This is a genomic window from Actinomadura sp. CNU-125, from assembly GCF_001942465.1.
Classification (GTDB): domain Bacteria; phylum Actinomycetota; class Actinomycetes; order Streptosporangiales; family Streptosporangiaceae; genus Spirillospora.
Window position 1 is genome coordinate 16,677 of the sequence record NZ_MKJY01000004.1, and the last position, 12,773, is coordinate 29,449.

The window sequence follows — 12,773 nt, forward strand, 5'->3', positions numbered from 1 at the left end:
TTCCGGCACCCTAGTGCGGTCGGCGGGCGGGCAGCGGCATGTCGGGGACGGTCGCGTCCGCCGGACGGGCGCGGGGCGCGAGGCGTCCGGGCCACCAGTTCGCGTCGCCGAGCAGGGCCATCAGGGCGGGCAGCACGAAGATCCGGATGACGACGGCGTCGATCAGGATGGCGGCGGCGAGGCCGACGCCGAGCTGCTTGAACTCGACCATGCTGAGCGTCCCGAAGATCGCGAACACGGCGACCATCACGACGGCGGCGCTGGTGACGACGCCCGCCGAGCGGGTGATGCCCTCGCCGACGGCGGCGCGGGCCGGCAGGCCCCGGGCGGCGGCCTCGCGGATCCGCGACACGACGAACACGTGGTAGTCCATCGACAGGCCGAACAGCACCACGAACAGGAAGAGCGGCAGCCAGGAGACGACGGCGCCGGACGAGTGGAAGTCGAGGACGCCTTCGGCCCACGTGTTCTGGAACACGGCCACGAGAACGCCGAACGCCGCGGCTGCCGACAGCAGGTTCAGGGCGACGGCCGAGAGGGCGATCGCGGCGGAACGGAAGATCAGGCCCGTCATCCCCAGGGTCAGCAGCAGGACGAACCCGACGACGAACGGCAGCCGGTCTTCGAGGTGGCCGGTGAAGTCGACGCCTTCGGCGAGCTTGCCGCCGACGCCGGACTCGGCGCCAGGGACGTCGCGCAGGGCCTCCGGCAGCCACGCGCGGAGGGTTTCGAGGGAGCGGCGGGCCTCGTCGCTGCTGCGGGCGTGCGGCGTCGCGATGTCGATCAGGTGCACCCGTCCGTCCGGGGACGTGCGGATCTCGGGGGTGCGGTCGTGGGCGAAGAGGGGGTCGCGGGCGGTACGGGCGGCGAGGCCGGTGAGGGCTGAGCGGACGGCGGCCGACTGTTCGGCGGGCGCCTCCACGGCCACCTCGTGGACGGTGCCCTCGCTGGGGAACGCGGCGGTGAGCCGGTCCATCGCGCGGATGACCGGGATGTCGCGGGGCAGGTCGTCGGATCCGGGCTGCTTGAGCCGCATGTCGAGCGCGGGGGCGGCCAGCAGCAGGAGCGCGGCGGTCGAGACGGCCAGGGTGATCGCGGGGCGGCGCAGCGCGGGCCGCAGCAGGACGGGCCAGAGGCGGGACTCGCCGGACCGCATCGTCAGCCGCCACAGGACGGGGACGCGGGGCCGGTCGACGCGCGGGCCGAGCTTCGCCAGGACCGCGGGCAGGACGGTGAGGGAGGCGAGCACCGCGACGGCGACGACGATGATCGAACCGGTGGCCAGCGAGGTGAACGTGGCCTCCCCGGCCAGGTAGAGGCCCGCCATCGCGACGACGACCGTGCCGCCCGACACCACGACGGTGTGCCCGGACGTCTCGGCGGCGATCTCCAGCGCGTCCGGGCGTCCGCGCCGCCGCTCCTCGCGTTCGCGTTTGAGGTAGAAGAGCGAGTAGTCGACGCCGACCGCCATGCCCATCAGCAGGATCACGTTGCTGAGCGCGCTCGTGGCGGGCAGCAGGTGGGAGACCAGGGACGACAGCCCGATCGCGGCGGCCACCGAGGACAGCGCGAGGAGCACCGGGACGGACGCGGCGATGAGCGCGCCGAACACCGCCAGCATGATCAGCAGGGTGAGCGGCAGGCTGATGTACTCGGCGCGCTCGAAGTCCTCGCCGAGGGTCTCGGTGAGGCCCTTGGCGGTCGAGCCGGTACCGACCTGCTCGACGCGCAGGCCCGGGTGCGCGTCCTGGACGGCGGCGCTCTGCGCGAGCAGCGGGTCGACGCGCAGGTCGGCGTGCTCGGTGTCGCCCTTCATCGTGACGGGGACGAGCACGGCCGTGCGGTCCGGCGCGGGGATCGGCTCGCCGACCGATTCCACCTCGGGGAGCGCCTTCATGCGCCGTACGACGTCGTCCGCGGCGGATCGCGCGGCGCGGGGGTCGAGCCGTCCGCTCGTCGCGGTGATGAGGACGTTCTCTTCGGCCTTCTCCGGGAAGTCGGCGGACGCGGCGATGCGCCCGGCCCGTCCGGATTCGCCGACGCCCGAGTCGGCCTCGCCGATGTTCTTCGTCCCGGCCGCCGTGCCGAGCGTCAGGGACAGCACGACGAACAGCATCCACAGCCCGACCGCCGACCAGGGGTGGGCCGCGCTCCACCGTGCGACCCGTACCGTCGCGGGCCTGCGCTTCGTTTCCATGGAAGCGAAGCTAGGTTCGGCGCCCCGCGCGGCGTGATGGGGCGGACCGCACGGTTCGCGCGGGACGCCTCAGCGCCCTACCTGCGGGAAACCGCAGGTTCGCCCGGCCTGCCTGCGGATCTTTACCAGGGGCCGTACGGGCCCTGCCGGGAGCCGCCGCGGCCGCCGTTGCGCTTCTTGAACTGCGCGACGGCCGGACGGACGTCGGCGAGGTAGATCGCGGCGCCGATGAACGCGGCGACCGGCAGGATGCCGAGGAGCAGCCCGATCGGGTTGGCGCCGAGCGCGGCGGGCGCGACGGCGTAGGCGGCTCCGACGACCGCGCAGACGACCGTGATGATCGTCCACAGCTTCTTGCTCTGCTTGCTCGCCGCCGCGTAGGCGTTCTGCGGCACGGTCAGCGCGTCGATCAGCGCCCACGCCTCCATCGCGAACGCGATGATCAGCAGCAGCCAGAAGAAGTAGTCGAGGATGTTGAAGCCCGCCATCGTGATCAGCGCTCCTGCTCGTCTCGGACGGCGGCTTCACGCCGCGCACACGCGTACATCGCCACCCACACTATTCGGCCCTGCTTGATGGACGACAGGGCCCGGCCGGGTGTTCCCGGCCGGGCCCTTCGCGTGCGCCCCCGATCTCCCGGCTCAGGAGCCGGTCTTCTTCGCGGTGGTCTTGCGCTGCGCCGTCCGCTTGGGCGCGGTGCGGGTGCGCGGCTTGGCCTCGGCGATCTCGGCGACCTCGGCGGCCTCGCGCTGCACGACCTTGCGGCCGCGCTCGGCGAGCTCGTCGATGAACCCGGCGGCGCGGGTGCCGAACGTGGTCGCGTACTCGACGGCGGCGCCGGGCAGGTCCTTGGCGTCGACCCGTCCCTGGACCTCGCCGCGGTAGCGCTCGACGGTCTCGCGGAACTGCCCGCCGTACCGGTACACGGTCTCGCGGACCTCGCCCTGGTACTTCTCCGCGGCCTCGCGCGCCCGGTTCATCTGCTCGGGCATCTCGCGGAGCTTCTCCACCGCGAAGTCGCCGGCGCCGGCCACGGTGTGGACGGCCTTGTTCTCTCGAAGGTTGCCGGCCAGCGTCATCCGACCTCTTCCTTTCCGTTCTGCTCGTGGACTCCGTGCTCGTCGTCGGCGTCCGGTTCGGAGTCCGGGTCGTCGCCGGTCTCGTCGTGGACGTCGTCGAGCACGCCGGTGGCTTCGTTCTCCTTGAGGAACGACGCGTAGATGTCCATGAGGACCTGCTTCTGCCGTTCCGTGAGGAGGAGGTCGGCCCGGACGGCGGCCTGCACGTCGGTGTCGGCCTCCCGGTCTTCGAGGATCCCGGCCTGCACGTACAGCGCCTCGGCGGAGATCCGCAGCCCCTTGGCGATCTGCTGCAGGATCTCGGCGCTCGGCTTGCGCAGGCCGCGCTCGATCTGGCTCAGATACGGGTTGGAGATCCCCGAGACGTCCGCGAGCTGGCGCAGCGAGATCTTCGCCCGCGTGCGCTGCTCCCGGATGTACTCCCCGATCGAGCCGACCTTCGAACTCGCCATGTCTCCACCCTGCGTCATGGTGCTTGCAATTGCAAGCAGGCTAGCTAGCACTACCCGCGTGAGTCCCCTCACACGGTCCGTGACGGCATAGTAGACAGAACGGGACGATCCGGCTCAGAGGTTCTGGGTGGAATAGGGGTCGTGCTCGCTGAGCAGCTTGTCGAGCCTGGCCTGGTCGACCCGGCCGGTCAGGGTCTGCGTCTCCTGCCGGTCCCGGACGCACTTGGCCAGCGTGAACGTCGACGTGATCACGTAGAGGACGCCGAGGGCGAGGAACGCGCGCACCCACTCGTCGACCGGCAGGTACACGACGCCGAGGACGACGGCGACGCTGGAGACCACGAACGAGATCGCGGCCTGGACGAAGAACGCGGCGGATCCGGCGGGCGCGGGCGGCTGAGGACGTGTCGTCATGCCCCGAGTCTGCGGATCGCACGCGCCCATTACATGAGTACCGGTGCTCATCTACCCATGGGTAAAACCCCTGGACGGACGGTCAGTCCACCTCGCCGGGCGGAACCGTCCAGGTGTTGCAGACGGCGAGGCCGTCGCCCTCGTAACCGGCGACGACCCAGCCCGCGTAGTTCCGGCCGGAACCGTGGTCGCGCTGCGCGGGCGGCAGCTTCTCGTCGCCCCGGCCCCGGACGTCGTCGAGCATGGCGGCGACCTGCCGCCGCGTCATCGGCAGCGTGCCGCGCTCCGCGCCGAGGAACGCGCCCGCGAAGCACTGCGCCTGCAGTTCGATGCGGCGGCTGGCCTGCGCCTGGCCGAGCGGGTCGGCGTCCTCCATCAGCCCGTTCCCGTACAGCAGGATCCCGGCGAGGTCCTGGACGTGGTGGCCGTACTCGTGCGCGACGACCCGCGCGAACACCGCGAAGTTCTCCAGCGGCTCGTCCCCGGACGTGGCCACGATGTGCTCGACGCCCACGTACATCGTGTTGTTCGCCGGGCAGTAGAACGCGGACGAGCCGGGGCTCGGGTACGTGCCGCACGGGCTGCGCCCCGAGTCCCGCCAGAACACGCGGTCGGGGACGTCGAACGTCATGCCGGCCTTCGCGAACTGGCGGCCCCACGAGTCGTCGAGGCAGTCGCTCAGGACGTCCATGAACCGGCGCATGGACGCGGCGCCGGGCCCGAGCTCCGGCAGGGCGCAGCCGACGGGCGTGAGCGGGCCCGTCGCGTACAGCTCGTTGTCGGTGGCCGTCGCCCGGCTGACCTGCGGTTCCCGGTAGGCGCCGGTGATGGCGCCGATGGGGTCGCGGTCGCCGAAGAACGAGAACCCGAGGATCGCCAGCACGACGACCGCGGCGACGCCGCCGATGATCCCCGCGACCGTCCCGTCCGGGCTGCGGCGCGGCGGCCTGCGGGACGGGACGTGCCGGTAGGCAGGCCGACCGTCCGTCGGCAGCCGGGGAGAGGGGGCGCGACCTGCCATAAGGGGAGCATCATCGCACGTTCTTGGTACACCCTTTACCGCTACGATGTGCGGCCATGTCTGCTCTTGCGGCGCTGCGCCAGGTGCGACCTGTCATGGCGGTGGTCACGGCCGCCGTTCTCCTTCCCCTCGCGATGGCGCCCCGGGACGCGGCGCGGCGCGCGGCGACGGAACGGGTGCTGAACGACCAGGTCGTCATGACGGTCGGCAACGGGGTCGCCCACGTGAAGGAGACGATCGTCTACGAGTTCGCGGGGCACGACGGCTTCGCGCGCGAGTTCGTGACGCGCGAGCACGAGAGCGCGACCCGCGACCGCGTGTACCGGATGACGAACCTGAAGGCGTCCAGCCCGGACGGCGGCCCGACGCGGGTGACGTCGACGAGCGAGGGCACCCGCACGACCGTCGAGGTGAGCGGCGCGCGGAAGCTGACGGGGCGGCGCACGGTCGTCCTGGAGTACGACCTGCGCGGCGCGGTCACCCGGCTGGGCGCGGCGGACGAGCTGTGGTGGCCGGTGGCGGGCGGCTGGAACGTCCCGGTGGAGACCGCGAGCGCCACCGTGGACGGCGGCACCATGATCCGCAACGTCAACTGCTTCGCGGGGCCGATCGGCAGCACGGTCGGATGCACGCAGTTCTACATGAACCACGCCCAGACGCAGGGGATCTACAGCCAGGAGAAGATGCTCCCCGGCGAGTACCTGACGGTCGTCGCGGGCTTCCCGGCGGGGACGACCGGCGGGCACGCGCTGTTCGAGCGGCGGCAGACGGTCGCGACCGCGTTCTCCGTCAACGCGGTGACCGGGTCGGCGCTGATCGGGCTGCTGGTGCTGCTCGGCGGCGGCGTCGCGGTCCTCTACCTGCTGCGCGGGCGGGACGCGCGGGTCGTCGGCAGGAAGGCCGCCGAGGGCGATCAGGCGCCGGTGGCGGGCGCCGAGTTCGAGCCGCCGGACGGGGTGCGGCCGGGCCAGATCGGCACGCTCGTCGACGAGCAGGCCGACGTGATCGACGTGACCGCGACGATCGTGGACCTCGCCGTCCGCGGCTACCTGCTGATCGAGGAGGAGGACCGGGAGGCCACCGGCCGGCTCGACTGGACGCTGCGCCGCCTCGACCGTCCGGTGGTCGACCTGCTGCCCTACGAGCGGATCCTGCTGGACGCGCTGCTGACGGCGCCGGACGGGACGGCGCGCGACGCGGTGAAGCTGTCGGAGCTCGGCGGGACGTTCGCGACGAAGCTCGCGCAGGTGCGGTCGGCGATGTACGCCGACGTCGTCCGGCAGGGGTGGTTCGCGCGGCGGCCCGACACCGTCCGGTCCCGGTGGACCATCGGGGGGCTGGCGCTGACCGTCCTCGGGATCGCCGGGACGGTCGCGCTGGCGTTGACCACCGAGTGGGCGCTCGCCGGGCTCGCGGTGATCATCGCGGGCGCGGCGCTGGCCTACGGCGGCCAGTACATGCCCGCGAAGACGGCGCGCGGTTCGACCGTCCTCGCGCACACCATCGGGTTCCGCGCGTACCTGGAGCGCGGGGAGCTGCCGGACGGCGAGTCGCTCGCCTCGCCGCAGCGGATCGCGCTGTTCTCCCGGTTCCTGCCGTACGCGGTCGTGTTCGACGTCGTCGAGCGGTGGGCGGGGACGGTCGAGGACGCGGGCGTCCGCGCCGAGGGCGCCGACAACCTGTACTGGTACGAGGGCCCCGCCGAGTGGGACCTGTCGAAGTTCGCCGAATCCATGCGGACGTTCACCCTCGCGACCTCGGGTTCCATCTCCCAGTCGCGGGGTTTGTGACGCGCCTCGCGATTGAACTCCGGCCCGCGGGTATGTGCGGGGGCGAGCCACCGACGCAGGAGGTGACGCCGCCGTGCTTCCGCCGAACACCGGGGCGACGTACAGCCCCCTCTTGTTCATCGTGCCGGTGGTCGTGCTGCTGTCGGTCCTGCTGTGGATCGGCCTCACGATCGCGGCTTCGCGGATGCGGATCCGCTTGCACGGCGGGGAGGACGGCCTGTCGCACCGCGGCGGGCCGGTGATGGGCGGCGTCATCCAGGGCAGTCCGGCGCAGCGCAGCAGACGCGACGAGGCGCTCACCGAGGACGAGCGCCGCGCCGCCGTCCGCCGGGCGGAGCTGGAACGCCGGCGTGCGGCCGAACTGGCCGCCGAACGCCGCCGTCTCGAAGAGGCCCGCGCCGCGGCGCGGAACCCGTTCACGAAGGTCCTGCTCACGAGGGCGCTGCGGAAGCGCGTCCGCGAGCGGGCCCGCTGACTCGACGCCCGCCGGGCTCGGCCACACCCCGTCACATTCCCCGGCCCGGCGGGCGTTGACCCGCCCGGACCCCCGCGACGGCCGTCCAGACCCCTCCGGACGACCGTCGCGGGCCCTTTGTAAGATGTCTGACGTCTGTCCGGTATGCGATGTTCGTCAGGAGATGGTGTGGCGCTGAGTCCGGTCCCCGGCGGGTCGACCGTCGATGCCGTGCTGAACCAGCTGCAGGCCGAGGTGAGCGGCGGGGCGTGGCCGATCGGCGGGCGGATCCCCGCCGAGACCGATCTCGCCGCGCAGCTCGGGGTGAGCCGCCCGGCGGTGCGGGAGGCGATCCGGGCGCTGTCGCACGTGGGCGTCCTGGAGGTGCGGCGCGGCGACGGCACCTACGTCCGCAGCAGCGCGACCCGCGCCCGCTGCTGCGCCGGGTGTCGCGGGCGACGGCGCGGGACGTGTTCGAGATGCAGCTCGCCTACGACGTGCAGGCCGCGCGGCTGGCGGCGCGGCGCCGGACGGACGCGGACCTGGCGCGGCTCGCCGAGCTGCTCGCCGCCCGGGAGTCGGCGACCGAGGCGGCCGAGTTCGGGGCGGCGGACGCGCGGTTCCACCTCGGCGTCGCCGAGGCCACCCGCAACCCGGTGCTGATCGAGGCGATGCGGTTCTTCATCCAGCGGCTCGGCGAGGCGATGCGGACGGTGCGGCTCGACCACGAGGTCCCGGAGGCGAGCCAGGCGGCGCACCGCGCGGTGCTCGACGCGGTCGCGGCACTCGACGGCGACGCCGCGGCGCGCGCGGCCGCCGCGGTCGTCGATCCGACGCTGGCCGTCCTCGACGGGCTGATCGACGGGCCGATCGACGGGCCGGCCGACGACGCGGACGAGCGGTGAGCGCGGCGCGCGCGTCCCGGGTCGGGGCGGTGGCGTTGATCGTCCTGGTCGCGCTGAACCTGCGCCCGGCGATCGGGGCGGTCGGGCCGGTGCTCACCGAGATCCAGGAGGAGTTCGGCCTGTCGGGCACGGCGGCGGGCGCGCTGACCACGCTGCCGCTGGCGTTCTTCGGCTTCTACGGGCTGCTCGCGCCGTTCCTGCGCCGCCCGCCGCGCGCCGAGACGCTGCTGGTGGCGTCGATGGCGCTGCTGATCGTGGGGTTGCTGCTGCGCCTCGTCGGCGCGCCGTTCCCGCTGTTCGCGGGGTCGCTCGCCGCCGGGATGGCGATCAGCATCGGCAACATCGCGATGCCCGCGATCATCAAGCGGGACCATCCGGAGTCGCTCACGACGGTGACGGCGATCTACACGGTGGCGATGTCGGGCGGCGCGGCGCTGGCGGCGGGCCTGGCGGTCCCGGTGGAGAACGCGTTCGACGCGTCGTGGCGGCTGCCGCTCGGGCTGCTGGCGATCCCGACGGCGGTCGCGGGGCTGATCTGGCTGCGCGCCCGGTCCGGGCGTCGCGCGCGGCCCGTTCGGCGCCGCCCGTCCGGCCGTCCCGGGGCGTCGCGGCGCTGGTGTGGCGGTCGGGCCTGTCGTGGAGCGTCACGGCGTTCATGGGCCTGCAGTCGCTGCTGGCGTACGTGACGCTGGGGTGGCTGGCGACGATCTGGCAGGACCGCGGGATGAGCGAGGCGGGCGCCGGGTACGCGCTGGCGGCGACGTCCGGGATCCAGGCGGTGTCGTCGCTGCTGGTGCCGGTGCTGGCGCGGCGGACCCGCGACCAGCGGCCGCTGGTGGTGCTGATCGTGGTGCTGACGGCCGTGGGGTTCGCGGGCGCGACGTGGGCGCGATCGGGAGCGTCTGGGTGTGGGCGTTCGTGCTGGGCGTCGGGCAGGGCATCGGGTTCCCGACGGCGCTGTCGTTCATCGGGCTGCGCTCGCACGACGCGGCGGTCGCGGCGCAGCTGTCGGGCATGGCGCAGGGCCTCGGGTACGTGCTCGCGGCGATGGGGCCGCTCGCGGTGGGCGCGCTGCACGACGCCACCGGCGGCTGGACCGTTCCGATGCTCGGCGTGCTCGCGGCGACGGCGCTGCTGCTGGTCCCGGGCATGATCGCGGGCCGGAACCGGACGATCGGCGGCCCGCCGCCCGCGGACGAGCCGGCCGACGAGGGGTCCGCGGCGATGCTCGGCTGACGCCGTCCCTGGCGCGGATCGACCACGTCAAAAGCACCCAAAATTCGCACCATTCGCCACATATTCCCCTCCCTGCCGGGCACGAGGCCCGGCAGGGAGGTGGAACAATGCCCGCGACTCTGGAAACCGGCGTCATCATGGCGTACGCCACTCCCGGCACCGTCTTCGTCTGGGTCATCCCCTTCACCGCCACGCTGGCCGTCCTGACGTGGGTGTTCCTGACGAGGGCGTCCTCGGACCGGAAGATCCACCCGGACCGCCGCAACGACCAGACGAACCACCGCGGCATGGAGCAGGGCGGCACCTACACCTACCGGCCCGGGATGTTCTCGCACAGCTACCCGCCGGAGAAGTCGACGCAGTTCGACGAGTTCCAGCGCGACAACCCGCAGCCCGGACGGGAACCGAAGGTCCCCCCGGAGAAACGCGTCTACCTCGAACAGCCGACCGTCAAGGTCGACTGGGGACGACGGAACGAATGACGCCGACGACGGCGTCCCCGCCGCGCAGCTCCACGGTGGACAGTTCCGCCAGCGCGTCCGTGTCGGCGGCCTCCGGAAGGCCGCCGCCGGGCGCGTCCGGCGTCCCCTCCGTGAGCGCGCACAGCAGGGCGACGGTCACCGGCGTGCGGGCCCGCATCGCCCCGTCGTCGATCTTCACGGCGCCGGCCCGGCCGTCGGCGAGCGCGAACGCGTCCACGCCCTCCGCACCGCACTTGACCAGCAGGCCGGGGACGGCGTCCATCAGCCGGCGCTCCTCCCGGTCGGTCCCGGACGTCCACTGCGGATGCGTGCGCATCGCGTCCGCGACCAGGCACTCCGGCGCGTCCGGCGGGGCCAGCACCAGCGCCCGGTAGGCGCGCGCGACGCCCAGCGTGGAGATCGCGAACAGCGGCGCCCCGCACCCGTCGACCCCCGCCGCCGCGACCCGCTCGCCCGCCAGCTCCTCGACGACCCCGCGCACCGCGACCTGCAGCGGATGCTCCGCGTCCAGGTAAGACGCCGTCGGCCAGCCCGCCGCGACGCACGTGGCGAGCATCGCGGCGTGCTTGCCCGAGCAGTTCATCCGGACGCGCGACGGCCCCTCGCACGAGCGCGACGCCCCGGGGTCGATCGGCCACGACTCGGGACAGCGCAACTCGTCCGCCGTCAGGCCCGCGCCCGCGAGGATCTTCTCGACGCCCTCGACGTGGAAGTCCTCCCCCGAGTGGCTCCCGGCGGCGAGCGCCAGCAGCTCCCCCGCCAGCTCCAGCCCGGACCGCAGCATCGCGACGGCCTGCAGCGGCTTGTTCGCCGACCGCGGGAAGATCGGCTCGTCGACCGTCCCGGCCCGCACGGCGAGCGTCCCGTCCGCCGCCAGCCCGGCCGCGGCGCCGCGGTGCCGCGACTCCACGAACCCGGAACGCTCCACCTCGACCAGCACCGGATTGATCATGGCCCCATCATGCCCGGTCAACGGCGTTTGATCCCCAGCAGCGCACGGGCGTCCCGGACCGGCGCGGACGGCCTCTGCGCGAGCGCCGCGGCGGCCGCCGCACGCTCGACGAGCTGCACGTTCGCCGTCACCGGCGTGCCCTTCGCGAGGGTCAGCGTGTCCTCCATGCCGACGCGCAGATGCCCGCCCGCCGACAGCGCCGCGAACATCACCGGCAGCGACGTCCGCCCCACACCGGTCGCCGACCAGGTGGCGCCGTCCGGGAGGGCCTCGACGGCCGCGACGAGCGTCCGCGCGTCCCCCGGCATCCCGCCCGGCACGCCCATCACCAGGTCGCAGTGCACGTGACCGCCGTACGGAAGCCCGTGCTTGTCCAGGAGACGGTGCAGCGCGGCAATGTGCCCCAGGTCGAACAGCTCGAACTCTGGCACGACCTCCAACTCCTGGGTCCGTTGGTAAAGCTCCACCATGAACGGCCAGGGGTTCATGAACACGTCGTCGCCGAAGTTGACCGTCCCGCAGGTGAGCGAGCACATGTCGGGCTCGGCGTCCAGGACGGCCAGCCGGTCCTCGTACGGGTCGGTCACCGCGCCGCCCGTGGACAGCTGCACGATCAGCCCCGTGCTTTCCCGCAGCGCCCGCACCGTGTCCCGCAGCCGGGACGGGTCGAGCGTCGGCCGCGCGTCGTCGTCGCGGATGTGCACGTGGACGATCGCCGCCCCCGCCGCCTCGCACTCCTTGGCCGTCTGGACGAGTTCCTCCAGGGTGACGGGCAGGGCCGGAACGTCCGCCTTGGCGGACTCCGCGCCCGTGGGCGCCACCGTGATGAGCGTCGTTGCTCCCATAGGCGGCAGAATGCCTCCTCATGAGGGCAGTAGTCCAGCGGGTGAGCAGTGCGAGCGTGACCGTGGCCGACCGCGTCGTCGGCGCCATCGACGGGCCGGGCCTGATGGTCCTGGTCGGCGTCACGCACGACGACGACGAGGCGAAGGCCCGCAAGATGGCCGCGAAGCTGTGGGGGTTGCGCATCCTCGCGGACGAGAAGTCGTGCTCGGACGTCGGCGCGCCGCTGCTCGTCGTCAGCCAGTTCACCCTCTACGGCGACGCCCGCAAGGGCCGCCGCCCCGGCTGGACGGCCGCCGCCCCCGGCCCCGTCGCCGAACCCCTGGTGGACGCCGTCGTCACCGAACTGCGGACCCTCGGCGCGAAGGTCGAGACGGGCGAGTTCGGCGCGGACATGCGGGTCGCGCTCGTCAACGACGGCCCGATCACCCTCGTCCTCGAATTCTGACCCGGCCGGACGGGCGGACGGACGGGCGGGCGCCCAGGGGCGGTCAGCGGAAGGTGTAGAGGGTCGTGGCGACGGTGACGATCGTTCCGGCCGCCGCCAGGAGGAGCAGGGCGCGGTCGGCCGGGGTCAGGCGGCCTCGGACGTTGCCGGACACGACGACCACGCCGGTGCCGTCGTGGACGTCGCCGTCCGCGGCACCGCGGCGGCGGCGGCCGACGGAGCGCCACAGGGCGTCGTTCTTCACCCGCTGGTGGTCGCGGCCGCACGCGAACAGGCGTCCGCGGGCCCGTTCCGTGCACGCGTAGCCCTGCGGGGTCAGCACCCGGCACAGGGTCGGGACCAGCGCGAACTGGTACAGGCACCAGCCGAGGAGGCCGACGAGCGCCACCCGCCACGAGCCCAGCCACCCGGCGGCGACGGCGAGCGCGGCGAACCCGGCCACCACACCAGCGCGGACTCCCGGCGCGGGCGCCGCCGGGCGCCGCCCCGGCGGGCGGCCG

Annotated in this window: 16 protein-coding genes and 1 pseudogene; 8 read left to right on the forward strand and 9 right to left on the reverse strand. The window is 73.3% G+C overall.

Annotated features, from left to right (window positions below):
• Window positions 1-10: 10 nt before the first annotated feature.
• The 6 genes from BJF79_RS00630 to BJF79_RS00655 form a co-directional block, all read right to left on the reverse strand.
• Entirely contained in the window at window positions 11-2,197 is a 2,187-nt protein-coding gene (locus BJF79_RS00630) for an MMPL family transporter (RefSeq protein WP_075894525.1), read from the reverse strand.
• Window positions 2,198-2,319: 122 nt separating this feature from the next.
• Window positions 2,320-2,685, reverse strand: a complete 366-nt coding sequence (locus tag BJF79_RS00635) for a DUF2516 family protein (RefSeq protein WP_075894526.1) — start codon at window positions 2,683-2,685, stop codon at window positions 2,320-2,322.
• Window positions 2,686-2,838: 153 nt separating this feature from the next.
• A complete protein-coding gene (locus BJF79_RS00640; protein ID WP_075894527.1) occupies window positions 2,839-3,276 on the reverse strand; it encodes a hypothetical protein in 438 nt (145 codons plus the stop codon).
• Window positions 3,273-3,728, reverse strand: a complete 456-nt coding sequence (locus BJF79_RS00645) for a helix-turn-helix domain-containing protein (RefSeq protein ID WP_262401320.1) — start codon at window positions 3,726-3,728, stop codon at window positions 3,273-3,275. The genes BJF79_RS00640 and BJF79_RS00645 overlap by 4 nt, the downstream gene beginning before the upstream one ends.
• Before the next feature lie 114 nt (window positions 3,729-3,842).
• A complete protein-coding gene (locus tag BJF79_RS00650) occupies window positions 3,843-4,142 on the reverse strand; it encodes a YiaA/YiaB family inner membrane protein (RefSeq protein WP_075894537.1) in 300 nt (99 codons plus the stop codon).
• Between the two features lie 82 nt (window positions 4,143-4,224).
• Window positions 4,225-5,163 carry a neutral zinc metallopeptidase gene (locus BJF79_RS00655; protein WP_075894528.1) on the reverse strand — a complete coding sequence of 313 codons (939 nt, stop codon included), beginning with the start codon at window positions 5,161-5,163 and terminating at the stop codon, window positions 4,225-4,227.
• Window positions 5,164-5,219: 56 nt separating this feature from the next.
• On the opposite strand from BJF79_RS00655, the gene BJF79_RS00660 reads away from it, so the two are divergent.
• The 7 genes and pseudogenes from BJF79_RS00660 (at window position 5,220) to BJF79_RS00680 (ending at window position 10,030) form a co-directional block, all read left to right on the forward strand.
• Complete coding sequence (locus tag BJF79_RS00660) at window positions 5,220-6,953, forward strand: DUF2207 domain-containing protein (protein WP_075894529.1); 1,734 nt, start codon at window positions 5,220-5,222, stop codon at window positions 6,951-6,953.
• 73 nt (window positions 6,954-7,026) lie between these two features.
• Window positions 7,027-7,428 (forward strand): hypothetical protein, encoded by a 402-nt coding sequence (locus BJF79_RS00665; RefSeq protein WP_075894530.1) that lies wholly within the window; start codon window positions 7,027-7,029, stop codon window positions 7,426-7,428.
• Window positions 7,429-7,572: 144 nt separating this feature from the next.
• Window positions 7,573-7,806, forward strand: a pseudogene (locus BJF79_RS57800) (FadR/GntR family transcriptional regulator); the annotation flags it as partial.
• Window positions 7,807-7,886: 80 nt separating this feature from the next.
• On the forward strand, window positions 7,887-8,312 hold the full coding sequence (locus tag BJF79_RS57805; protein WP_262401321.1) for an FCD domain-containing protein: 426 nt from the start codon (window positions 7,887-7,889) through the stop codon (window positions 8,310-8,312).
• Complete coding sequence (locus tag BJF79_RS57810) at window positions 8,309-8,998, forward strand: MFS transporter (RefSeq protein WP_262401322.1); 690 nt, start codon at window positions 8,309-8,311, stop codon at window positions 8,996-8,998. The genes BJF79_RS57805 and BJF79_RS57810 overlap by 4 nt, the downstream gene beginning before the upstream one ends.
• A 196-nt stretch (window positions 8,999-9,194) precedes the next feature.
• Window positions 9,195-9,548: a hypothetical protein gene (locus BJF79_RS57815; RefSeq protein ID WP_262401323.1), complete on the forward strand. Its 354-nt coding sequence runs from the start codon at window positions 9,195-9,197 to the stop codon at window positions 9,546-9,548.
• A 107-nt stretch (window positions 9,549-9,655) separates the two neighbouring features.
• Window positions 9,656-10,030, forward strand: coding sequence for a hypothetical protein (locus tag BJF79_RS00680; protein WP_075894531.1), 375 nt, complete (start codon window positions 9,656-9,658; stop codon window positions 10,028-10,030).
• Here BJF79_RS00680 and BJF79_RS00685 read toward each other — a convergent pair.
• A complete protein-coding gene (locus BJF79_RS00685; protein WP_075894532.1) occupies window positions 9,999-10,982 on the reverse strand; it encodes an asparaginase in 984 nt (327 codons plus the stop codon). The two genes, BJF79_RS00680 and BJF79_RS00685, sit on opposite strands and share 32 nt — an antisense overlap.
• Before the next feature lie 17 nt (window positions 10,983-10,999).
• A complete protein-coding gene (locus BJF79_RS00690) occupies window positions 11,000-11,827 on the reverse strand; it encodes a 3-keto-5-aminohexanoate cleavage protein (RefSeq protein WP_075894533.1) in 828 nt (275 codons plus the stop codon).
• 20 nt (window positions 11,828-11,847) lie between these two features.
• Here BJF79_RS00690 and dtd point away from each other — a divergent pair, with 20 nt between their 5' ends.
• A complete protein-coding gene (dtd, locus tag BJF79_RS00695; protein ID WP_075894534.1) occupies window positions 11,848-12,273 on the forward strand; it encodes a D-aminoacyl-tRNA deacylase in 426 nt (141 codons plus the stop codon).
• 43 nt (window positions 12,274-12,316) lie between these two features.
• Here dtd and BJF79_RS00700 read toward each other — a convergent pair.
• Window positions 12,317-12,773 (reverse strand): hypothetical protein (locus tag BJF79_RS00700; protein WP_187356940.1); only part of this gene is annotated, 457 nt, incomplete at its 5' end.